Raw genomic sequence first — 22,456 nt, forward strand, 5'->3', positions numbered from 1 at the left:
TCTCGAAGGAAATTTTTCTTATTCTAAGGCATCCATGCCACCTAGAACATTAATAACCTCATAGCCTTGTTCTGCTAAAAATTGACAAGCGCGTGCTGAACGCATTCCTGATTTACAAATCACGTAGTAAAGGTTATCCTTGTCTAGTTGTTTATAAGTATCAGCTAGTTGGCTGAGAGGGAAATTACGAGCGCCTTCCAAGTGAAGAGTCTCAAATTCCTCTACTTCTCTCACATCTAATACAGAAAGCGACTCTTTCTGGTATAGTTGGTAAAAATCATTAAAAGTAATTTCTTTCATTTTTATTCTCCAAGAATTTTTTGAATTCTAGCTTTCAAGTCAGGTAAGACTTCTTCCTCAAACCACGGATTTTTCTTCATCCAGATTTGGTTACGAGGTGATGGGTGTACCAGAGGGAAATAATCTGGCAAATACTCTTTAAATCGATGGACACGATCTGTTACCTTTCCACTGACTTTCTCATGCAGATAGTAAGCCTGAGCATACTGCCCAATCAAAAGTGTCAACTGAATATCTGGTAATTCTTTCAAAATTTTAGGGTGCCACTTTTCTGCAAAACCAGGTCTAGGTGGTAAGTCACCGGATTTCCCATGTCCTGGAAAGTAGAAATCCATGGGCATGACTGCAAAATAACCTGAATTGTAAAAGGTATCCTCATCCACACCCAACCAATCTCGCAGGCGATCGCCACTTTTATCCTTCCAGTAAAGTCCTGCTTCTTGGGTTTTGAGTCCAGGTGCTTGTCCAATGATGTTGATACGAGCTGTCTTTGGGGCTGCAAATAGAGGTTCAATACCTTTCTCGGTATAACTGGCATTTTGTGGATCCGCCATGATGGCTTTCTTAATTCTTTCGATTTGAGACATCTGTTTTCCCTCCAAAAAGAAGTCCAAGCATACAATCTCAGACTTCTATAGCATTATTTGATCAATTCGTAAATAGCTTCAGCATAGATGGCTGCTGCACGGAAGAGATCGTCCAAGGCGATAAATTCATTGGCTTGGTGCATAGTATCGATAGAGTCTGGGAACATAGCTCCATAGGCTACACCACGTTCCAAGAGACGACCAAAGGTTCCGCCCCCGATGACTTGTTCATGCCCTTGAAGACCTGTTTGTTTTTCATACACGCTCAACAAGGTTTGGACAAGTGGATCTTCCATTGGTACATAGTGAGGTGTATGTCCGTGTTCTGACAAGCTCACTGAAGCAACAGGCAAGTTTTCAAGAACTGACTTGATTTGCTCTGGGTTTGTTCCTTTTGGATAACGGAAGTTGAGGGCAATGGTATTGTCATCACTTGCTTCGTCAAAGCGGAAGACACCAGCATTCATAGAAAGGGCACCCATCTTTTCATCCACATGAGCAACTTTCAAGTTCTTCCCTTCGTGGTCATTCAAGAGAATCTTACCAGCAATGTCAAGGTAGTCTTTTGCAGGCCCTTCAAAGGCAAACTGGCTAAGGAAGAGAGCAAGGTAAGTCGCACCATTGACACCTGAAGCAGGCATAGCACCGTGAGCAGATTTACCGATAATTGTAACCTTGTACTTGCCGTTCTCTTCTTGAATTTCTCCTCTAAGCTTGTGCTCTGCAACAAAGGCATCTAGTTTCGCTTGCAAATCAGCCAAGTCTCCTGAAACGACTGCTGTTGCTGACTCAGGGACCATATTTTCACGCAAACCACCTGTGAAGCTGCGAAGACGAGCTGCACCTGTATTTTCACCGGCAAAATGGAGGTATTCTGTGATATTCCCTTTTTCACCATTAATGATTGGGAATTCAGCATCTGGAGAGAAACCAAAGTCTGGCTTCGCAAGTCCTACATGTTCAAAGTAGTAGTCCATGTCTGCCCAACCTGATTCTTCATCCGTTCCGACAATAAAGCGAACTTTTTTAGAAGTTGGAAGGCCAAGTTCCTTGATGATTTTCAAACCATAGTAACATGCTGTAGTTGGTCCCTTGTCATCTGACGCTCCACGAGCATAGAGACGGCCATCTTTGATAGTTGGAGTGTATGGATCAGTGTCCCAACCGCTACCTGCTGGTACTACGTCCATATGGGCAAAGATTCCAAGAACTTCTTCCCCTTGACCAAACTCAAAATGTCCTGCATAGTTGTCGACATTTTTTGTTGGATAACCATCACGGTCTGCGATTTCAAGGAATTTCTCCAAAGCTTTTACTGGACCAGGTCCAAATGGATGCTGAGCATCTGCCTTGCTGTCATCGCGTTCTGAATTAATTTCCAAAAGGCTAAACAAGTCAGCCAAGAGAGCTTCTTTGCGTTTTTCTACTTCTGCTGTAAAATCAATTGTTGTCATGTTTTCTTCCTATCTTTTTTCGATAATTTCATCTACTGGTAAGCGGTAGCTTGGTTCCAACTTCTCGTCTGTGTATCCTACTGTGATCAAGAGCTCTGGACGGAAGCGTTCTTCGATTTCCAAGACTTCATTGGCTTTTGATTTATCAAAACCAAGGATAATGTTTGAACCGATTCCCTGGTCAGTCAATGCAAGGACCAAGTTCATCGCAACCAATCCTGCATTAAGGGCTAAATAGTCACTAACTTGTTGTTCATTATAACGCGCAAACTCTGCTGGAAGATTTTTCATAAAGTACTGAAGCTGTTCTTCTGAGAAGTTCTTTGCTCCACCAACACGGGCAATCTTGCGAGCACGTTTAGCTAGGTCAGTATCTGTAAACAAGGCAATGGTTACAGGGGCAGTTGCGACTTGCTCAAAGTTTGAACCGTAAGCCAATTTTGCTAGTTCAGCATTTTTCTCCCGAACCACGACAAACTTCCAAGGCTGACTGTTGTGAGCGCTCGGTGCCAAGGTCGCGATTTCAATAGCTGTTCGAACATCCTTGGGATCAACAGGTTTATCAATAAAATGCTTAGTCGCATGACGTTTTTTATTTAACTCAAGAAATTTCATAAGCAAGTTCCTTTTCTATTTCTACTGCTTCCATTTTACCACATTCTGAAAGAGCTTGCAGAGATTTTTCATTCGTGAACTAAATTATCTTTTTCTGATTTGAGTTGACTTTTAGATGACAAATTCAAACTGGAAATTATAATATTTTTCTATCGCCTCTATAAAAAATATATATTGGATATTTGATTGATTGTCTGGTAAGCTAGATACCATTAAGTAAAGGAGACTCTTATGAAAAAATTATTCTTATTCTTAGCCATCAGTCCCTTATTGGTTGCCTGTGGACAAGCCAAACAGGAAAGCACTTCAACCTCCACTGCTAGCCCTAAAACCATTGTCGTAGCCACTGCCGGAGATATTCCACCTTTTGACTTTGAACAAGATGGTAAACTAACTGGATATGATGTTGAAGTTTTAAAAGCGATTGATGAAAAATTGGACCAATACAAGATTGAATTTCAAAAAACTGCTTGGGAGAGCATCTTCCCTGGAGTTGATGCTGGTCGTTACCAATCTGCTGCCAATAACTTGAGCTATACCAAAGAGAGAGCCGACAAATACCTCTACTCACTCCCAATTGCTAAAAATCCTTTGGTGCTTGTGAGCAGAAAAGACAAGGCTCTTACTTCTCTTCAAGATATCGCTGGTAAAACAACCCAGGATGACACTGGAACTTCTACTGCCAAGGTTGTTACGGACTGGAATCAAAGCCATTCCGACAACCCTGCAACCATCCAATACTCTGGTGAAGATGTGGCTAAACGTCTTACTGACCTATCAAATGGTGAGTTTGATTTCCTAATCTTTGATAAAATTTCTGTTCAAAAAATTATCCAAGACCGTGGCTTAGACTTGAACGTAGTTGACTTGGAGAGCAATGACAATCCAAATAACTACATTATCTTCGCAAGCGATGAAAAAGAATTTAAAGAACAATTTGACAAGGTTCTCAAAGAACTCTACAAAGACGGAACCCTTGAGAAACTCAGCAAGACCTATCTCGGTGGTTCTTACCTACCAGATGCATCTGAATTACAATAAGATATATTAAAAACGATTGGCTAGTCCAATCGTTTATTTAGTATCTGTTCGTTAAAGCACCTTTTACAAAAAATCAAAATAATTCTTGACATCCTCTACATATCCATGTTTTTCAATTAAACTAGCTAACAAATCTCTATTATGTCCTTGATAGTTGTCCTCACGTCGTAGTTCTTCATACATTTCGATGAAAGGAAGGCCCTTGGTCTTGGCTGATTCTAGCTCTGCTTCATAGTCATAGGCAACCTTACGAAATTGAATATTGACTAACTCACCATTTTCAACTTCGAGTAAGGCATACTGGGCTCGGTGATTTTTCAGCTCTTTCCAGTTAAAATAAGGCATACCAATCGAACCTGGGTTGATGATTTGTTGACCTTGACTACCATAACGCAGAAGTTGTTTATGGACATGACCATAGACGGCTACATCTGTAGCTTCATCTAAAAGTTGGTCAAATTTTTCTGTACCATTTTCAACCAGCAAATCACCACCATAATTTTTCTCAGGTAAATTATGAGAAAGAGAAAAACGCAAGCCTTCAACTTCTTTCTTGGCTACCATAGGTAGATTTCTCAACCAATCAATATGCTCTGGGTTTAGGTGCTCCATCAAAAACTGCGTCATTCTGAGAAGCTGAATTTCTTCGGGATCCGCTAAACCATATTGCCCATCTATCGCCTCTAATACACAATCATCCCAGTTCCCTCGAACGGATGCTGTAATGGGTAGGTCTTTCAGAAGAGCTACCAAGTCATTCGCTCCCGGCCCAGGAAGAAAAATATCTCCCAGAAGCCAATATTCAGTCGCTCCCAAATTTTTAGCGTCCTCAAGCACTCCAGCTAAGGCCGTTGTATTACCATGAATATCTGATAAAATTGCAATCTTATGCTTCATTTTCTACTCTTTCTTTAGTGGATAGTTTTCAGTCTATCCAATTCACTCTTATAATTCTGTACTTTTCTTCATTATAGCATAAAATCGCTAGAAGATTTTATAATGGAAATATTATCACCAAGATTCTTTTAAAAATATGTCAAAAATAGTTGACATTTTATTTCCAAAATAATATACTATAGTCAAATATATGTGACATAAATAAAAAGGAGGAAGCATGAATCGTGTAAAAGAATTTCGCAAGAAACTGGGCATGTCCCAACTCGAACTTGCTAAGGATATCGGTGTCTCGAGGCAAACTATCAACATGATTGAAAACGACAAGTACAATCCGACCCTGGAACTCTGTCTCAATCTCGCTCGTACCCTCCAAACGGACCTTAATAGTCTCTTTTGGGAAGATGATTTTTAACAAAAAGGAAAAAGAAAATGAAACAAGAAACTTTTACTGAAAAACTGATTAAACGCACATATGGCATTTCTGGACCACTTGATGAACACAAACGACGCGAGGCGGATCGCATTGGAAATAAAGTCTTTATGGTCCTCTTTTACCTGATGATATTTGGTAATCTCATTCCCTTTGTCCTTGCTTATAAATATCCTCAAATAGTCGCCATTGGCTATCCAATCATCATTTTTCTGGTTTCTATGGTTTGTGCTATCTATGTCAGCATTCAAACTAAAAAAACAGGTATTACTGCTATCGACCCTGATATGCTGAGCCAGAAAGAACAAAAACAATTGCGCTACCCTGGTCTTAAAGCTGGACTTATATATGGAGTCTTTATGTTCTTTGGCATGCCACTTCTCAATGTCTTAACGGATGATGGCAAGAACTATTTCAACTCTCTTTTCAATCTAGGTCATTTTTCATCAATTCTTTTCGCAGCCTTCTTTTTCGGATTAATGATGCAACTTGTCGTCTGGCTTCGCATTCGAAAAGCCAAAAAAGATCACGACGACGATTAGGAGGAAACTTATGAAATCACTACAAAATTTACTGCTCAGTCATATTTTAATCGGCATCTTTATAACCTTTTTCTTAGTTCATGGCCATATTACACGTCCATTTCTGATAGTCTTCCTGTTAGCTCTTCCTGTCTTGAACAAGGGACAGAGATTTCAGAAAATTAAATCCAAAAAAATACGCCTTCTAAACGCATCTCTCTGCTTTATTCTCGTATGCTTACCACAACTCTTAACAAATCCCATGGATTGGAGATATCTCCTATTTCTAACTATCTGTATCATTTTTAGTTTGATCTACGTCTACACTCTTTATCAGCTCTTTACAGAAGTCAATAAAAATAATGGTTTTTAATATATACCAAATATCAAACCCCTAACACTTCTCCGTGCTAGGGGTTCTTTTAGTTCCTTAAATATCGTATATACTCTACTAATACGTAGATGAGGATTGTTAAACAAATGATAATTTCTGCCCAAACGAGGAGGTTGAGGACCGAAAACTGCAGAATACCTTGGGCCATTTTCAATGAAGTTGCCGTTATGATGGTTGGGAAGGTTAGGGCTGAAAAGGCTGGTTGGAAACCTTGCTTTAAAATCCTTGGCAAGCGACTAAGAACAAAGAAAAAGAAGGTCTGTGATGCAAGGATCATAACTAGTAAAATCCAACTAGGAAGACTGTATCCTCCTACTCTCACTAATGCTGCCAAAAGGAGCGAGAAGGGGGCGCAATAAATTCCTTCTTGTCCCAGTAAAGCCAGCGGTAATGGATTTCTTTTCAAATCTTTATAAATCAAAGGGTAAAGGATAAGGGTTAAGATAAAACCAAAAATCCAAGCCCCATAGGCAATCCCGACAATACCCACCACAGGGTAGGTCAAGCTTGCTACTGCTATTCCCACATAAAGAACCGTCCAACTTGGCGTTGCACTCGTTCTTGGTTTGGTCAGCACATAATTTTTAGTGAAGTAGATGATTAAACCTACATCTAGAAGAAAAGCAAACCACCAGAGAATCTGCGCAAGAATGCTCATGTTCAGGGGTAAGATTCGTAACAAATAAGTCGATAAGATCATCCCTGCCATAGGAAAGGGTGCCGTTGCCGATAAAACAGGCGCTTTCTTCAACTCCTGTTTACTTTCTTGCCAATGATGCAGATGACTGTATAAAAAATAAAACCATAAAATCAAGCCTGACAAACTAAAGACCTGCGATAAGAGTGGAAAAACATCCAAGATGAGATTTCCTGCACCAGCCAATCCCAATAAGCAACCTGAAAAGGCTAAGGGGAGTTTTTTCATACCAACCTCCAATAATCATGTTATTATCAGTATAACATAAATAAAGCTCAGTTAGACAAGCCTTCATCATTTTTTAGGCTATAAAACTATTGTCCCCTTTTAAAATACTCACTAACAATAATAATTGAAATTGATTCATCAAAAAAAGTACTTATCAAGGGATAGGTACTCTTTTATGTTTTTTTTGATGATTCCTTATCCTTTAAAGGTAACGATAGTCGCTCCAGATCCTCCAGCATTTTGAGGTGCATAGCCAAAGCTCTTGACCTGCTTGTTTCTTTGTAGGTACTTGGTTACTCCTTCTCGGATGACCCCTGTACCGATACCATGGATAATATCGACTTGAGCCATATTGTTGAGTAGGGCTTGATCGATGAAGGCATCCAAGGCTTCCATAGCTTCTTCGTAGCGTTTGCCACGAAGGTCTAGTCGAGCTTGTGGGCCTTTGCCTGCAGCACGTTTAACCACGTTGACTTGTTTCTTCTTGACAGGCGCTTCTTGTTGCGCTTGAACTAAGTCAAACTCTTTTTCTTCAAGCGTCATCTTGATCAAGCCGACCTGAGCTTCCCAACGACCATCCTTGAGCTGATTGGTCAAGGTACCTCGTTGACCATAGCTTAAAACGATAATATCATCCCCAACTTTTGGAGCTCGTTTCTTCTTAGCCTTTTGAAGAATCTTGTTTTTAGAAAGGTCAACTTTTTCAGGGGCTAATTTTTTGAGCTTAGCCTTGGCTTCGATAATCTCATGTGGTTTGAGTTGAGATTTACTATGAAGATTTTTAAGAATATCATCACTCTCTGCCAGAGCCAATTCAACAATCTCAGCAGCTTGCTCACGCGCCTTATTGAGTTCTGTTTCCTTTTCACGATTGAACTCGTTGTAGAGTTTTTTAAGGGCACGGTTCATCTTGAGATTCTCTTGCTCGACCTGACGAATATTCTCAAGACGTTTCCGGCTTTCAAGTGTTTGCTCTTCCAACTGCTCAATGATGCGATTGACATCATTGTCTTGGTTGATCTGCTTGCTGGCGTCACCTACAATGACCTCTGACAATCCTAGACGTTTAGCAATCTCAAAGGCGTTGCTTCGACCAGGTACTCCTTGCATAAAGCGATAGGTTGGTCGCAAGCTCGCTGTATCAAACTCCATGCTGGCGTTCTGAACATAAGCCGTTTCAATCCCATAGGCCTTGAGTTCAGGATAGTGAGTGGTTGCCATGGTCTTGACCTGACGCAAGCGCAAGTCTTCTAGGATAGACATGGCAAGGGCAGCTCCTTCCTGAGGATCTGTACCTGCTCCAAGCTCATCTAGTAGCAAGAGGGAGTTTTGGTTGACTTTACCGAGGATGTCTACGATATTGGTCATGTGACTAGAGAAGGTTGAGAGGCTTTGTTCGATGGATTGTTCGTCTCCGATATCCGCAAAGACCTCCTCAAAAATTCCAACACGACTTCCCTTATCCGCCAAAATCGGCAAACCTGACTGAGCCATCAATTGCGTCAATCCTAAGGTTTTTAGCATGATGGTCTTACCACCCGTATTGGGACCAGTGATAACGATTGCTGTTAGCTCCTTACCGAAGTGAACATCATTTGCAACGGCATTTTGCACCAAGGGATGACGAACATGGAGGAGTTGGATTTCCTGATCTTCAGAGACTTGAGGAACTACTGCACCTGTCTCTTGGATAAAACGGACCTTTGCTCGAATCAAGTCTAAATGTCCAATAATCCAGGCATCATTTGCAATTTCAGCTGCGTGTGGCCGTACACGCTCAGAAAGTTCTTGAAGGATACGCAACATCTCATAGCGTTCATCTGCACGAAGACTAGCAATCTCCTCACTTAGCTTGACCACTTCACGCGGTTCGATATAGACTGTATTACCACTGGCAGAGATATCATGAACAACACCAGCAATCTTGTTTCGATAGGTATTTTTGACTGGAAGAACTTGGCGACCATTTCGACTAGCGATAATGCCTTCTGTCAACATCTGCGCCTTTTGTTTGAGAAGATCCTGCAAAACATCACGGACTTGGCTCTCACTGTCGTGGATTTTACGACGGATTCGCGCCAAATCTTCACTAGCAAAATTCTCGATGAATCCAGCTTCATTGATGGCTTGGAGATTGCCCTGCAGATGCGGGAAATCATGAAGTTTTTCAAACCAATTGGCCAGGTGGTCCAAACTCACATTTTCAAGATTGTCATAGAAGTTTTTCAGTTCACGACTGGCAAAAATGACACGTTTGAGAAGGAGAAATTCCTCGATGTTGAGGTCTGCTCCCATCTCCAAACGTTTGCAGGTTGCAGCAATGTCTTTGGTGCTTGAGATACTGAAATGCGGATGCTCGACAAAAAGTTCTTGCATCTCCTTCATCTCAGTAAAAGCTTGCTGAATCTTGTCTCCTTTATCACTCGGAACAAGTTCTTTTAACTGCTCTAACCCTTGTTCCGTCAAAAGATGTGGCTCAAATAAAGCCTTGACCTTATTAAATTCTAACGTTTCTAATATTTTTGTATTCATCTTATTTCCTTAGTAAAAAAGTTATGCTTTTTCTTTTTTTTTCACCTTTTTAAATCAAGCTCATACTTTTCGAAATTGTAAACAAAAGGCTAGGAATGATTCCCGCCCTTGTTATCCGATTATTTTAGTAACCCAAAGCTGTTTAATCAAGCCAGTTGTGATTGGGATGCTTTGAATGATATGTCTAGCTACAAAGCTATTTTCAAGTGAATTTTGAACAATTTGTAATGGTACAGTCGCAAGGATCGTTAGCATCATTTGGAGAACAAACAAGGTTACTCCGACTGATAGCACACCTGCAGCGATACGATAGTATTTCCCTTCAAGTATCTTGGTCGGCACTAGATTTAGAAAAAGACCAAGCAAGCGCCCGATACAGTAAAAGACTGTAAAGGCTAAGAGAAAACCAATTCCTGCGTAAAAAACCTTATCTAGTTGGAAAAGTTGAGCAGATGAGAAAAAGTAAGTTCCCTGTCCTTCCTGCGGATTAGCATAAGGGATTAATAAATTGAACTTTTGCCCTAAAGATAGGTAATAGTTGCTTGCAAAATAAGCTGAGACAATCGTAGCCACAAGATAATAAGCTTGTAAAAGAATTCCTCTGCGGTAGCCGATATAAAAGCTCCAAGCAAGGATTAATAAGAGTAGGATGGAAATCATAAGGAATCCCCTATCTTACTCTGCTCTTGTTTAGCAGCGACCACTTTATAACGGAGCGATTCTAACTCTTGCTCCTTATCATCAAACTCAATCTCACGGCTAAGCTGGGTTGACAAGCAGTTGACTGCTAAGAGAATCGCCACTGTCTCATCATCAGCTCCAGGCATTTGTTCTTTGATTGCTTCATATTTTTCCGTTGCAACTTTAGCAATCTCCTCCATGAAAAGATTATCATGCTCAGTTGTCAGCGTTAATGTTTTTTTCCCAAATGTAAACTTGAATCGATTTAAATTTGCCATAAAATTCACCTCACGATATTATACCAAATTTCACTAAGTTTGTCAGTTTTAACCAATTCTACTGCTTTTATGGTACAATAGAGACTATGGCAAGTATCACATTAACACCGAGTGAAAATGACATTCAAGCTTTTGTTCAAAAGCATGAACAAGCCCTCGCTCCAAGTAAAAATCCATATATTCGCTACTTTTTAAAGCTTCCTCAAGCCAGTGTTTCTGTCTATACATCTGGGAAAGTCCTCTTGCAAGGAGAAGCTGCTGAAAGCTATGCTAGCTTTTTTGGTTATCAAGTAGCGCAAGTTGCTAGCGGGCAAAATTTCCCCTTAATCGGAACAGATGAAGTCGGAAATGGTTCTTACTTCGGTGGTCTGGCTGTAGTGGCGTCATTTGTGACTCCTGACCAGCATGACTTTTTAAGAAAACTCGGAGTTGGGGATTCCAAAACACTGACTGACCAAAAGATTCGTCAGCTTGCTCCCCTTCTGAAGGAAAAAATCCAACATCAAGCACTCCTACTTTCTCCGAGTAAGTATAACGAAGTCATTGGTGAGCGCTACAATGCCGTTTCCGTCAAAGTAGCTCTGCATAATCAGGCCATTTTTCTCCTTCTTCAAAAGGGAGTTCAGCCTGAAAAAATTGTTATCGATGCCTTTACCAGTTCACAAAATTATGAAAAGTATCTAAAAAATGAAGCCAACCATTTTCCCAATCCAATCACGCTAGAGGAAAAAGCTGAGGGCAAGTACCTAGCCGTCGCAGTTAGCTCTATCATTGCGCGTGATCTCTTCCTAGAAAATCTTGAAAATCTAGGCAAAGAGCTGGGCTATCAACTTCCAAGTGGTGCTGGAACTGCTTCTGACAAGGTGGCTAGCCAAATCCTTCAAGCATATGGCATGAAGGGGCTCAACTTCTGCGCCAAACTGCATTTTAAAAACACTGAAAAAGCCAAAAAATTTCTATAGAGGTATACCATGAAATATTTAAAATCGTTTATAAGAGAGTGGGGAGTTTTCTTCCTGATTATTGCCTTAATAGGTCTCAGCCGTCTCTTTCTCTGGAGCAATGTCCGTGTAGAAGGACACTCTATGGATCCTACTCTAGCTGATGGAGAAATTCTCTTTGTTGTCAAACATCTCCCTATTGATCGCTTTGATATTGTTGTCGCTCATGAGGATGAGGGGAATAAAGATATTGTGAAACGGGTCATCGGATTGCCAGGTGATACCATCCGTTACGAAAATGATAAGCTCTACGTCAACGATCAAGAAACTGATGAGCCTTATTTAGCAGATTACCTCAAACGCTTTAAAGAGGATAAACTCCAATCTACCTATGCTGGAGATAGCTGGGATGGAAAAAAAGGTGAGTACTTTAGAAGCCTTGCTGAAAAAGCTGAGGCCTTTACCTTAGATGTTAATTTCAATACTAGTTTCACCTTCACTGTTCCAGAGGGACAATACCTCCTACTTGGTGATGACCGTCTAGTATCTAGCGATAGTCGACATGTTGGTACCTTTAAAGCAAAAGATATCATCGGAGAGGCTAAATTCCGCTTCTGGCCACTCAAACGTATTGGAACAGTTTAAGAACACTAAGAGGCCGAGAAATCTAAATCTCAGCCTCTTCTCATTCTATTCTGAATGATTTGCTCTCATTCATGAATGTAAAGGAATTATATGGAAGTTTATTTTACAGGTACGATTGAACGTATTATTTTTGAAAATATCAGCAACTTTTACCGTATTCTCCTTTTAGATATCGATGATACCAATGCCGAAAACTTTGATGATTTTGAAATCATTGTTACAGGGACCATGGCTGATGTCATTGAGGGAGAGGAATACACTTTTTGGGGGCAGATTGTCCAACACTCCAAATACGGGGAACAACTCCAAATGACTCGTTACGAACGAGCAAAGCCAACTAGTAAAGGATTAGTCAAGTATTTTTCAAGTAGCCACTTCAAAGGGATTGGTCTTAAAACTGCCCAAAAAATTGTGGAACTCTATGGAGACAATACCATCGATGAAATTCTGGAGCATCCTGAGAAGCTCGAAACCATCTCAGGACTATCTTCCAAAAGTCGTGAGGCCTTCGTTTCTACCCTCCGCCTCAACTACGGTACAGAAATGATCTTGGCCAAACTTGCTAACTACGGGATTCCAAATAAATTAGCTATTCAAATCCAGGATACTTATAAAGAGGAAACCATCGATATTGTTGAAAATTATCCTTATCAGTTAGTAGAGGATATCAAAGGCTTGGGCTTTACCATCGCTGACCAATTAGCAGAAGAACTTGGCATTGAAAGTCAGGCCCCCGAACGTTTCCGAGCAGGACTTATTCATAGCCTTTTAAACGCTTGCATGGAAAGTGGCGACACTTATATTGAAGCTAGAGACTTATTAGAAAAGACTCTAGATCTACTGGAATCCTCACGTCCTGTAGAACTGGAACCAAGTCAACTTTCTCAAGAACTGTCCAACCTCATTGAAGAAGAAAAAGTCCAACAAGTTGATACGAAAATCTTTGACAACAGCCTCTTTTTCGCTGAAGAGGGAATTCACAATCACCTCATTCGCATCCTTGAAAAAGAAGAACCCAATAAACATGAAATAAAAATCATCCAGGAGCAGATCGCAACTGTTGAGGAAGAATTAGGAATCCAATACGATGCCATTCAAAAACAGGCAATCTGCGATGCCATCCAAAACAAGGTCTTTATCCTGACTGGCGGACCTGGGACAGGTAAAACCACTGTTATCAATGGGATTATTGCCGTCTATGCTCTATTAGAAGGACTGGACCTTCGAAATAAAAGTAATCTACCGATTCTCCTTGCTGCTCCAACTGGTCGTGCGGCTCGTCGCATGAATGAACTAACAGGCTTGCCGAGTGCAACGATTCACCGCCACTTGGGTATGACTGGTGACGACGACACAAGCCATTTGGAAGATTATCTAGATGCTGACTTTATCATCGTAGATGAGTTTTCCATGGTAGATACCTGGTTAGCCAATCAACTCTTCTCAAACATCTCCTCTAATAGTAAAATTCTCATCGTTGGAGATAGTGACCAGTTGCCATCGGTTAGCCCTGGTCAAGTTCTGGCTGACTTACTCCGGATTCCAAGTATCCCGCAGACGAGATTGGAACGAATATATCGTCAGAGCGAAGAATCAACCATTGTCACCCTTGCTAGTCAGATTCGTCAGGGAATTTTGCCTGCAGATTTCACCAAGAAAAAAGCAGACCGTTCCTACTTTGAAATCGCTAGTAATCATATCCCAGCTACCATTGAAAAAATCCTAGACGCAGCCATTAGAAGTGGTATCCCTGCTCGAGACATCCAAGTTCTGGCTCCTATGTATCGTGGTGCAGCAGGAATCGATGCCATCAATCAACTCATGCAAGAACTACTTAATCCTCTTCAAAAGGGACAAATTAGTTTTGAAGCAAGCCAATTTCAGTATCGTACGGGAGATAAGGTCATTCATCTGGTCAACGATGCAGAAGTCAATGTTTTTAACGGAGACCTAGGCTACATTACGGACCTCATCCCTGCTAAATACACCGAGTCCAAACAAGATGAAATGATGATTGATTTTGATGGAAACGAGGTTTCCTATCCTCGAAATGAATGGTACAAGATCCGTCTTGCCTATGCCATGAGTATCCATAAGTCACAAGGGAGCGAGTTTCCAGTTGTGATTCTTCCAATTACTAGTGCTAGCAAGCGCATGCTGGAGCGTAATCTCATCTACACTGCTATTACTCGGGCCAAAAGCAAACTCATCCTACTCGGTGAACTTCAAGCCTTTGACTATGCGACCAAACATATCGGAACAGCTCGTAAAACCTATCTGATTGAACGTTTCAGCGACTTAACTGAAAGCTCTGAAGAAGTAAATGAGCCAATTCTCGAACCCACAAATCATATTAACCCTCATCAATCTTACAGACTAACTGAAGATAACTGGACTAATATCCCAGCCATGATTGGGATTAGCCAAGATGACCTTGAGGAGTTTTTCGGAAAATAAAGCACAAAAAAACCACCGAATCCGGTGGTTTTTTATCTTTTCAGATTATTTTACTGTTGCAGTGCTTGTGATCAATTCAACAGCTTTTTTGATTGTGATATCGTGTTTCAACATGTCAGCTGAAAGCAAGCTTTGTACTTGGGCAACTTCCATGTTGTAATCTGCAGCCAATTGCTCGATTTCTTTTTGGATTTCTTCTTCAGTAGCGTCAAATCCTTCAGCTTTCGCAACTGCTTCGATAACAAGGTTAGTCTTAGTGCGTGACTCAGCTTCTGCTTCGTATTGTTTGTGAAGGTCTTCTTGAGTAGTTCCAGTGATTTGGAAGTACATGTCAGGGTTGATACCTTGACGTTGCAAGTTTCCAAGGAACTCATTTACTGAGCGGTGAACTTCTTCGTGGATCATTTCTTCTGGAAGTTCTACGATTTCAGCGTTTTCAACTGCTTTATCGATTGCTGCACCTTCAACGGCATCAGTGTAAGCTTCTTCTTTAGCAGCAGCTAATTCTTTGCGGTATTTTTCTTTCAATTCGTCAAGAGTTTCAACTTCTTCGTCGATATCTTTTGCAAGTTCATCGTCAAGAGCTGGAACTTCTTTAGCTTTAACTTCGTGGATAGTTGTTACGAATTTAGCTTCTTTACCAGCAAGGTCTTCTGCTTGGTAGTCTTCTGGGAATGTTACGATAACGTCAACAGTTTCACCAGCTGAATGTCCAACTAATTGGTCTTCGAAACCAGGGATGAATTGACCTGAACCAAGTCCAAGTGAGAAGTTTTCACCTTTTCCGCCGTCAAATTCAACACCGTCGATAGAACCAACGAAGTCAATAACAACAGTGTCGCCGTTTTCAGCAGCACCTTCTTTGATCACCAATTCAGCCAAGTTGTTGCGTTCACGTTCGATACGTGCATCTACATCAGCGTCAGTTACTTCTTTATCTACATCAACTGATACTTCAAGGTTTTTGTATTCACCCAATTTTACTTCAGGTTTTGTAACAACTTCTGCAGTGATAACCCAATCCTGACCTTTTTCCATAGAAGTTACGTCAATTTTTGGTTGAGCAACTACTTCAAGACCAGCTTCTTTAACAGCTGCTTCATAAGCGTCTGGCAAAAGAGCGTTCATTGCATCTTGGTAAAGTGCTTCTTCACCAAATTTTTGGTCGAAGATAGGACGTGGAAGGTGACCTTTACGGAAACCTGGAACGTTAAGAGTTTTCTTTACTGAGTTAAATACACGGTCCAATTCTGGTTTGATTTGGTCTTGAGAGATAGTGAAAGTCAAGACACCACGGTTTGTTTCTTTGTTTTCAAATGATACAGACATTCTGTCATTTCTCCTTAAAATTTTTAATACAGTCCATTATACCACATAGTAGCGAACTTTTTCAAGTAATGGATGCGCTTTTCGTCCATGCTTCAGTTACATTCTATTCCCCTAAAATTCATCAGAACCCACTAAATGATGTTGAAAAGCATAAACTGCTGCCTGGGTACGATCACTGACCTGAAGTTTGGCAAGAATATTGGAAACATGGGTTTTCACCGTCTTGAGGGAGATGAACAATTCATCAGCAATACGCTGATTTTCATACCCCTTTGCAATCAGTTGAAGGACATCTCGTTCACGGGCAGTTAATTCTTCGTGAAGTTCGACGTGATTACGGTGGTATTCCACCTTCTTACTCACCTCTTGTTCAATGGCTAACTCTCCAGCCGCTACCTTTTGAACAGCATGGAACAATTCATCAGCACTTGATGTCTTGAGCATATAGCCTTTAGCACCCGCATTTAAAACGGGCATGATTTTTTCATTGTCTAGGTAAGAGGTCACTATCAAGATTTTAGCCTCTGGCCATTCTTTGAGAATAGCTAGTGTTGCGTCAATCCCGTTGACTTCTGGCATCACAATATCCATCACAATCACATCGGGGCGAAGATCCAAAGCCATGGAAATCCCTTCAGCTCCATTAGTTGCCTCTCCAACAACTTCTACACCATCTTGTAATTCAAAATAACTTTTTAAACCAAGACGCACCATTTGGTGGTCATCTACTAATAATAGTTTCATTTTATTTCCTTTTGTTCATCAATCCAGCAAGGGTATACGAATATCCACTGCCAACCCCTGCTTGGGCGCTGTTAATAGTTGGATGGTCCCCGCCATATCTTCCACTCGTTCTTTGATATTCCTTAGTCCATAGCTAAGTTCATCAACATCACCTAGCTGAAAGCCACGACCATTGTCTACTACCTTTAACTGCAACTCTGTTTCCGTTTGATAAAGATAAACATCCAGACAAGAAGCCTGGGCATGACGAAGCGTATTACTGAACAATTCTTGGACGATACGAAAGACATGCTCCTCAATCTTTTTAGGTAGTTGGTCTACCTGATGTTTAAAGCTGACTTTGAGTTCACTTTTTTCTTCCAATTCTTTGAGAAGCAACTGAATCCCCTCAACCAGACTCTTTTGTTCCAGTTCGATTGGTCGTAAATGTAAAAGTAGAATACGTAAATCTCTTTGGGCTGTCTCCAAAATAGCTGTCACACTCTGGAGTTGTGTCTGCATCTTCTCTTTGTCTAATCTGGAAGCTTGTTGACTGAGTCCTGATAACATCATATGGGCCGCAAAAATTTCCTGACTAACTGTGTCGTGCAAGTCACGCGCAATTCGCTTGCGCTCCTTTTCAATAACCTGCTCTTCCTTGACCAAGGCTTGATTATCTGCTTTTTGAATAGCTTCTGTCAACAAAGCAAGCTTGCCTGATAAATTTTTAAAACTTGCGTCTAAGTCGGCATCCCCAAGACTTTTAATCTCTTTACCAGTCAGCAGATTTTTAAGATTTGCTTGGATTCTTCTTCTTGAAATTTCGTCAACCATTGTCCAAAACAAGACCAATAAAAAGGCTAGAGCAAGACTAAACATCAAAGCTAGAAATAGGATTTTTTCTGTCTTTTCTAAATCTTGGAAAAGAGAAGTCCATTCCAAATCTAAGATCTTAAAAATGCTTCGAAATAGAAAAGCAACAAAGAGAACAGAGGTGAGTCCAATTAAAATATAGGGTTGCTTTTTCATCCTCTCACCACCTCAACATCTCCAACCATGGTTGTTAAGAAAATCTTAACACTCTTAGGACTCTTGAGATAGTCTCTGGTTTCTTGATGGAATTGTTCATTCCGTAAAGCACGTTTAGGCTGGTCAAAGAAGGTTAAATCTCCATACAGAGAATTGACACTAAGGCTGACTTCTACATCCACTGGTACGATAATTCTTGTCGTACCTACTAGTTTTCTCAAGATGATGACATTGTCATGATTGCTCAAAATCACATGCTCCAAATGAATAGTATCTTTCCCCATAAGACGAAAGAGATTAATATCATCAAAACGACAGGTCTGGTAGCTTGAGAAGTGATGAAGATTTCCAAACCAACGATTTTTCTCCCTCTTTACAGTTATGACATCTTCAAAGACTAGGTTGGTATCTTCTCTTTCTTGATTCATCATGGGATAAAGCAAGAAAAGGCTGTATATCAAGGCCACAAAGATAGCTAAAATAACAAAGGGATTGAGCATGATAATAAAGAAAAATAGGATGCTCACTGCTACTAAAATGGAATTATTGCCCTGTTTTCCAGTATAGTATCGAATCAGCAGTAAAAACAAGAGCAAGATCAGTAGAAAACGGGAAAAATGCTCTGATACCATCATAATCAGAGCTCCTGTCAATAAACAAGCTTCAATAAATAGAAAAATTTGAAATTTTCTCATGTAACCGTCCTCTCTACTTTATTTTATCACAAATCCCAAAAGTCACATCAGTCTGAGGAATGATAAAGAGACCGGGACTATAATCCCGATCTCTTTCCTTACATTTGATCTTTTGCTTCTTTTAATTTTCCATACAGGAGATAGTCGACCTCTTGCAAGTCCTCAATCCTTGCACAATTAAGGGCACACATAATCAACCGTAGTTCTTCCTTCCATCCTTCAACAATGGAAATCACGACATCAACAGAGTAATTCTCAACCAGCTCTAACATCGTGCGTGATAGACCAACTGCCTTGGCTCCAAAGACCAAGCATTTGATGATATCTAGTGGATTGCGAACTCCCCCACTAACCAACAGTTCCATCTTGTCTTTCCAGTCTTGGGCATTCAGAAGAGCCTGCATGGTCGATTGACCCCAATCATTGAGGTAGTCACGTTGACCACTGCGACGGTTTTCAATATAAGCAAAGCTGGTCCCGCCACGACCAGACAAATCAACTGTTCGAATTCCCATCTCATAAGCCTTAGCAATGGTCTTCACATCCATACCAAAGCCGACCTCTTTTAAAACAAGTGGCACGGAGATTTGCTCAGCATAATCTTTCAGATTATGCTGCCATAATCTAAATAGACGTTCACCCTCTGGCATGAGCAATTCCTGCATGACATTAACATGAACTTGTAAGAGAAGGGGATTCATCTCTTTTACTGTTTGTAGACCCAATTCAACTGGCTTGTCCAAGCCAATGTTGGTCCCAAGAAGAAGGTTAGGGTGACTAGTTTTAACTGAAAAAGAATCATCTGATGGATCCTTAAGGGCGGCACTATAGGAACCTGTTACAAATAAAATTTCACAAGCCTCTGCCACCTGAGCCAATTTTTGATTGATTTCTCTCCCCTTGTCACTCCCACCTGTCATAGCATTGATATAAAAGGGAAAATCCCATTTTCGACCAGCAAATTCTGTCGATAGGTCAATTTCCTCTATGTCATATAAGGGTAGCGAGGAGTGAATCAATTCAACTTCATCAAAACTATTATAAGTACTTTTTTGTTCAAGGGCATAGCGGATGTGTTCATCCTTCCGATTTGTCGTCATGTCCCATCCTTTCTTGATACAAGAGCTCAATTCCTAAATCAGCCCAACGTTTTTCCAGTAATATTGTCGAATCTTGGTCAAAGCTAAGTGCGATACCACAGTCTCCACCACCAGCACCACTACTCTTCGCAACAGCTTTCAAACCTCGGCTAGCATTTTTTAGTTGTCTGAGCGAAGGTGTGTAAATATCTGAACTCAAGGCTTCTAAGAGCAGGCTAGCTTGTTCTAGTTGCTCAATAATTATTTCTTCTTGACCTGTCTGCAAAGCATTCACTAAGGTAGCGACTGTTTCCTTTGAAACTTGCAAAAATCTGGCATCCATATGATTCTTAATTTGCTTGACCATGTGACTAGATACAGCCACTTCCTTGGTCCAACCAACCAGAAAGTCAAATTCCAAAGCCGGTTCAACGCTCGTGATTGAAAAGCCCCACTCACGACCTAATCCAGTCTGTAAGTCTTCCTTTTCTAGCCAATGTGCCACTTTCTCCCGGTCAAATGACTGATAGAGGACTAGGTCTTCAGAAACGATACAGGCAATGTCCCCCATGGAGCCATTGTCCCCACGTTTAAGAAGTACAGCACTCGCTAATTTAAACAAGAGTTCTCGGTCAGCTGGTCTTTCATAGAAAGCAAGCATAGCCTTGATGACCAAGACAACTACGCTACCACTCGAACCCAGACCAAATTTCTTACCCTCGCGCTCCATTTTCCCACGAATGTCTAAAGAAAAAGGCTGCAATTTAACTCCCTGTGCAGTTAGATACTCTTCCACCAAAGTGACTGTTTCTTGAATTAAGGCATAAGAAGCATCCGGGCGCAAATCCACACTATAAGTAAACATATCTGAGTAAAGGCGATACTCATCAGACGCTTTAATCTCAGCCGTCATATAGATAGGAATTGCTTTGATTAAGGCTAATTGACCTGGCACTAAAATGGCATATTCACCAGCCCAATAGAGTTTCCCACAAGTCTTAACAAGCATCATCTTGGCTCAAATCCTTTGTCTTTGATACAATCAAGCGATAGCGTTGACCTAAGAGTTCTGCTAGGTGGTCCAAGTCTTTCTCTAGACAAAGAACCTTGACATTAGGGCCCGCATCCATGGTAAAGTAGCAAGATTCTCCTTGTTCCCTCAGCTGACGAACAAAATCCATAGCCTCATAACTAGCATCTGTCAGATAAGAGAAGGCTGGAGTTGCAGTCTTTGTTGTAGCATGCATAGCAAGGGCATTCTTCTCTGTCAATTCTCCAACTTTCTTAAAGTCATTTTCCTTGAGGTAGACCAACATATCCTTGTAGTCTTGTTCAGACTGACGAACCCAGTCTTCAAAGGTCGTCGAAGTTTCTACACAGAGCTTCATGCCATCTCGACTAGAGATTGGTTTTTTTTGGTCTTCCAAGACCAACATAATCATAGCAAGTTTCAAGTCAGTTTCAACTGGGTAAATCTCTCCACTATCCTTGTCCCAAGCTGCTAAGGGACCATAAAAACTACGAGATGAAGACCCCGATGCAAACTTAGCTTCCAAAGCCAATTCTCTGCGATTCATCCCAAGTTGGAAATATGCATTACAAGCTTTAACCAGAGCAGACAAACCACTGGAACTCGAAGAAAGACCTGCTGCTGTTGGCATATTGTTCTTAGTATCGATACGAACAAAACCTGCTCCTTCAGGGCGGTAGCGATCAATGATTTTACTCATCTTGGCATGCTCTGCTTCGTTTTGAAGTTGACCATTGATATAAAAAGTATCTGCGGTTGCATCTGCTGGTAAAGGAGAAAGTGTCGTCTCCGTATACATATTTTCTAAAGTCAGAGAGATACTACTAGTCGCAGGAACCATCTCTTTTTCTTTTTTCTTCCCCCAATATTTGATAATAGCAATATTGGCATAGGAACGTACTGTTACAGGCTTTCGATCCATGTCTGAACAGCTCCTTTCTCTTCTAATCTTTCTGCTAAATCTTGAGCTTGGCGATCGTCAGCCGCCAAAGCAATGATACATCCACCTAGACCACCACCACTCATCTTAGCGCCTAGAGCCCCATGTTGGAGAGCAGTTTCAACCAAGGCATCCGCCTCAGGACTACTGACTCCTATTTCTTTTAGATTTCCATGTGCTTTTGTTAAAATTTCTCCCAGCTTCGCAGCATCTTTTGTTTTTATGGCTTCTTCTGCTTGCTGGGTCAACTCTCCTAGTGCATGCAAGAAAGGTAAAGCATCCTTACCCTTACTCTGTACAACTTGGATCGCTTCACGAGTATGTCCATAGACTCCTGTATCTGCAATGACCAGATAAGCCGACAAGTCCATGGCTAGTTCTTTAAAGCCAACATTCTTGATAAATCGAATAGGCTGATCACTAAGGCAGGTCTTGGCATCCAATCCACTAGGGTTCATATGGGCGATCATCTCAGCGCGATTGACCAGGATTTCTAACACATCATACGGAAGTTCTGCTTCAAAATAATCAAATACCGCACGAATGGCTGCAATGCTAATGGCTGCTGAGGACCCCATCCCGCGTTTTTCAGGAATAGCCGAGTCAATTTGACAACGAATGCACGCTTCTTTGATATTCAGATACTCGAGAGAAGCATAGACTGCCATAGACAAGGTGTCCTCTTCAAATAGACGCCATGGTGTCGCTGCTGGAACCACCCGACAAGTCACTTCAACCTCTAAAAGAGGCAAAGAGATGGCTGGATAACCGTAAACGACTGCATGCTCTCCTATTAAAATAATTTTACTATGTGCCTGACCGACACCAACTTCTTTTGTCATTTAATCCTACTATCAGACGAAAATCGTCTGTTTCTAGATAACATTTTAGATCTTTATTCCTTTCTATTTTATTATATTTTCACAAAAAAAG

Annotated in this window: 24 protein-coding genes; 7 read left to right on the top strand and 17 right to left on the bottom strand. The window is 40.9% G+C overall.

Annotated features, from left to right (window positions below; all coding sequences use genetic code 11):
* Window positions 1-18 precede the first annotated feature (18 nt).
* The 4 genes from KJR31_RS04650 to KJR31_RS04665 are packed head-to-tail and all read right to left on the bottom strand — an operon-like array spanning window position 19 to window position 2,956.
* Window positions 19-300, bottom strand: a complete 282-nt coding sequence (locus KJR31_RS04650) for a rhodanese-like domain-containing protein (protein ID WP_214262296.1) — start codon at window positions 298-300, stop codon at window positions 19-21.
* Between the two features lie 2 nt (window positions 301-302).
* Window positions 303-887: a uracil-DNA glycosylase family protein gene (locus KJR31_RS04655; RefSeq protein ID WP_214262297.1), complete on the bottom strand. Its 585-nt coding sequence runs from the start codon at window positions 885-887 to the stop codon at window positions 303-305.
* A gap of 53 nt (window positions 888-940) precedes the next feature.
* Entirely contained in the window at window positions 941-2,341 is a 1,401-nt protein-coding gene (gene pepV, locus KJR31_RS04660; RefSeq protein WP_214262298.1) for a dipeptidase PepV, read from the bottom strand.
* 9 nt (window positions 2,342-2,350) lie between these two features.
* On the bottom strand, window positions 2,351-2,956 hold the full coding sequence (locus tag KJR31_RS04665) for a nitroreductase family protein (protein ID WP_214262299.1): 606 nt from the start codon (window positions 2,954-2,956) through the stop codon (window positions 2,351-2,353).
* 231 nt (window positions 2,957-3,187) lie between these two features.
* Here KJR31_RS04665 and KJR31_RS04670 point away from each other — a divergent pair, with 231 nt between their 5' ends.
* On the top strand, window positions 3,188-3,997 hold the full coding sequence (locus tag KJR31_RS04670) for an amino acid ABC transporter substrate-binding protein (protein WP_214262300.1): 810 nt from the start codon (window positions 3,188-3,190) through the stop codon (window positions 3,995-3,997).
* A 63-nt stretch (window positions 3,998-4,060) separates the two neighbouring features.
* Here the strand turns inward: KJR31_RS04670 and KJR31_RS04675 are convergent, their stop codons facing one another.
* Complete coding sequence (locus KJR31_RS04675; protein ID WP_214262301.1) at window positions 4,061-4,894, bottom strand: metallophosphoesterase family protein; 834 nt, start codon at window positions 4,892-4,894, stop codon at window positions 4,061-4,063.
* Window positions 4,895-5,111: 217 nt separating this feature from the next.
* Here KJR31_RS04675 and KJR31_RS04680 point away from each other — a divergent pair, with 217 nt between their 5' ends.
* Genes KJR31_RS04680 through KJR31_RS08555 form a run of 3 tightly spaced genes read left to right on the top strand, consistent with a single transcriptional unit; the run spans window position 5,112 to window position 6,218 of the window.
* Window positions 5,112-5,306, top strand: coding sequence for a helix-turn-helix transcriptional regulator (locus tag KJR31_RS04680; RefSeq protein WP_214262302.1), 195 nt, complete (start codon window positions 5,112-5,114; stop codon window positions 5,304-5,306).
* Window positions 5,307-5,323: 17 nt separating this feature from the next.
* Window positions 5,324-5,866 carry a DUF3278 domain-containing protein gene (locus KJR31_RS04685; protein WP_214262303.1) on the top strand — a complete coding sequence of 181 codons (543 nt, stop codon included), beginning with the start codon at window positions 5,324-5,326 and terminating at the stop codon, window positions 5,864-5,866.
* Window positions 5,867-5,876: 10 nt separating this feature from the next.
* Window positions 5,877-6,218 carry a hypothetical protein gene (locus tag KJR31_RS08555; RefSeq protein ID WP_250319676.1) on the top strand — a complete coding sequence of 114 codons (342 nt, stop codon included), beginning with the start codon at window positions 5,877-5,879 and terminating at the stop codon, window positions 6,216-6,218.
* A gap of 49 nt (window positions 6,219-6,267) precedes the next feature.
* On the opposite strand, the gene KJR31_RS04690 is transcribed toward KJR31_RS08555, so the two are convergent.
* The 4 genes from KJR31_RS04690 to zapA form a co-directional block, all read right to left on the bottom strand.
* The gene (locus tag KJR31_RS04690) at window positions 6,268-7,164 is read right to left on the bottom strand and encodes a TDT family transporter (protein ID WP_214262304.1); all 897 of its coding nucleotides are present in this window, start codon (window positions 7,162-7,164) and stop codon (window positions 6,268-6,270) included.
* A 195-nt stretch (window positions 7,165-7,359) separates the two neighbouring features.
* Window positions 7,360-9,696: an endonuclease MutS2 gene (locus tag KJR31_RS04695; protein WP_214262305.1), complete on the bottom strand. Its 2,337-nt coding sequence runs from the start codon at window positions 9,694-9,696 to the stop codon at window positions 7,360-7,362.
* A gap of 111 nt (window positions 9,697-9,807) precedes the next feature.
* Complete coding sequence (locus KJR31_RS04700) at window positions 9,808-10,356, bottom strand: CvpA family protein (RefSeq protein WP_214262306.1); 549 nt, start codon at window positions 10,354-10,356, stop codon at window positions 9,808-9,810.
* Complete coding sequence (gene zapA / locus KJR31_RS04705; protein ID WP_214262307.1) at window positions 10,353-10,655, bottom strand: cell division protein ZapA; 303 nt, start codon at window positions 10,653-10,655, stop codon at window positions 10,353-10,355. The genes KJR31_RS04700 and zapA overlap by 4 nt, the downstream gene beginning before the upstream one ends.
* A gap of 86 nt (window positions 10,656-10,741) precedes the next feature.
* Here zapA and rnhC point away from each other — a divergent pair, with 86 nt between their 5' ends.
* From rnhC to recD2, 3 genes are all read left to right on the top strand, one after another.
* A complete protein-coding gene (gene rnhC / locus KJR31_RS04710) occupies window positions 10,742-11,617 on the top strand; it encodes a ribonuclease HIII (RefSeq protein ID WP_214262308.1) in 876 nt (291 codons plus the stop codon).
* Between the two features lie 9 nt (window positions 11,618-11,626).
* Window positions 11,627-12,241 (top strand): signal peptidase I, encoded by a 615-nt coding sequence (lepB, locus tag KJR31_RS04715; RefSeq protein ID WP_214262309.1) that lies wholly within the window; start codon window positions 11,627-11,629, stop codon window positions 12,239-12,241.
* A gap of 90 nt (window positions 12,242-12,331) precedes the next feature.
* A complete protein-coding gene (recD2, locus tag KJR31_RS04720) occupies window positions 12,332-14,698 on the top strand; it encodes an SF1B family DNA helicase RecD2 (protein ID WP_214262310.1) in 2,367 nt (788 codons plus the stop codon).
* Between the two features lie 45 nt (window positions 14,699-14,743).
* On the opposite strand, the gene tig is transcribed toward recD2, so the two are convergent.
* The 8 genes from tig to mvk form a co-directional block, all read right to left on the bottom strand.
* Window positions 14,744-16,027: a trigger factor gene (gene tig / locus KJR31_RS04725; RefSeq protein ID WP_214262311.1), complete on the bottom strand. Its 1,284-nt coding sequence runs from the start codon at window positions 16,025-16,027 to the stop codon at window positions 14,744-14,746.
* A gap of 111 nt (window positions 16,028-16,138) precedes the next feature.
* Entirely contained in the window at window positions 16,139-16,771 is a 633-nt protein-coding gene (locus KJR31_RS04730; RefSeq protein ID WP_214262312.1) for a response regulator transcription factor, read from the bottom strand.
* A gap of 18 nt (window positions 16,772-16,789) precedes the next feature.
* Window positions 16,790-17,779 carry a sensor histidine kinase gene (locus KJR31_RS04735; RefSeq protein WP_214262313.1) on the bottom strand — a complete coding sequence of 330 codons (990 nt, stop codon included), beginning with the start codon at window positions 17,777-17,779 and terminating at the stop codon, window positions 16,790-16,792.
* Window positions 17,776-18,474 carry a cell wall-active antibiotics response protein LiaF gene (gene liaF / locus KJR31_RS04740; protein WP_214262314.1) on the bottom strand — a complete coding sequence of 233 codons (699 nt, stop codon included), beginning with the start codon at window positions 18,472-18,474 and terminating at the stop codon, window positions 17,776-17,778. The genes KJR31_RS04735 and liaF overlap by 4 nt, the downstream gene beginning before the upstream one ends.
* A 98-nt stretch (window positions 18,475-18,572) precedes the next feature.
* Window positions 18,573-19,574 carry a type 2 isopentenyl-diphosphate Delta-isomerase gene (gene fni, locus KJR31_RS04745; RefSeq protein ID WP_214262315.1) on the bottom strand — a complete coding sequence of 334 codons (1,002 nt, stop codon included), beginning with the start codon at window positions 19,572-19,574 and terminating at the stop codon, window positions 18,573-18,575.
* Complete coding sequence (locus KJR31_RS04750; protein ID WP_214262316.1) at window positions 19,552-20,565, bottom strand: phosphomevalonate kinase; 1,014 nt, start codon at window positions 20,563-20,565, stop codon at window positions 19,552-19,554. Before KJR31_RS04750 ends, fni begins: the two co-directional genes overlap by 23 nt.
* On the bottom strand, window positions 20,552-21,505 hold the full coding sequence (gene mvaD / locus KJR31_RS04755; RefSeq protein WP_214262317.1) for a diphosphomevalonate decarboxylase: 954 nt from the start codon (window positions 21,503-21,505) through the stop codon (window positions 20,552-20,554). Before mvaD ends, KJR31_RS04750 begins: the two co-directional genes overlap by 14 nt.
* A complete protein-coding gene (gene mvk / locus KJR31_RS04760) occupies window positions 21,487-22,365 on the bottom strand; it encodes a mevalonate kinase (protein ID WP_214262318.1) in 879 nt (292 codons plus the stop codon). Before mvk ends, mvaD begins: the two co-directional genes overlap by 19 nt.
* Window positions 22,366-22,456 lie beyond the last annotated feature (91 nt).

Origin of the sequence: Streptococcus infantis (assembly GCF_018499575.1) — a bacterium.
GTDB classification, from domain to species: domain Bacteria; phylum Bacillota; class Bacilli; order Lactobacillales; family Streptococcaceae; genus Streptococcus; species Streptococcus infantis_K.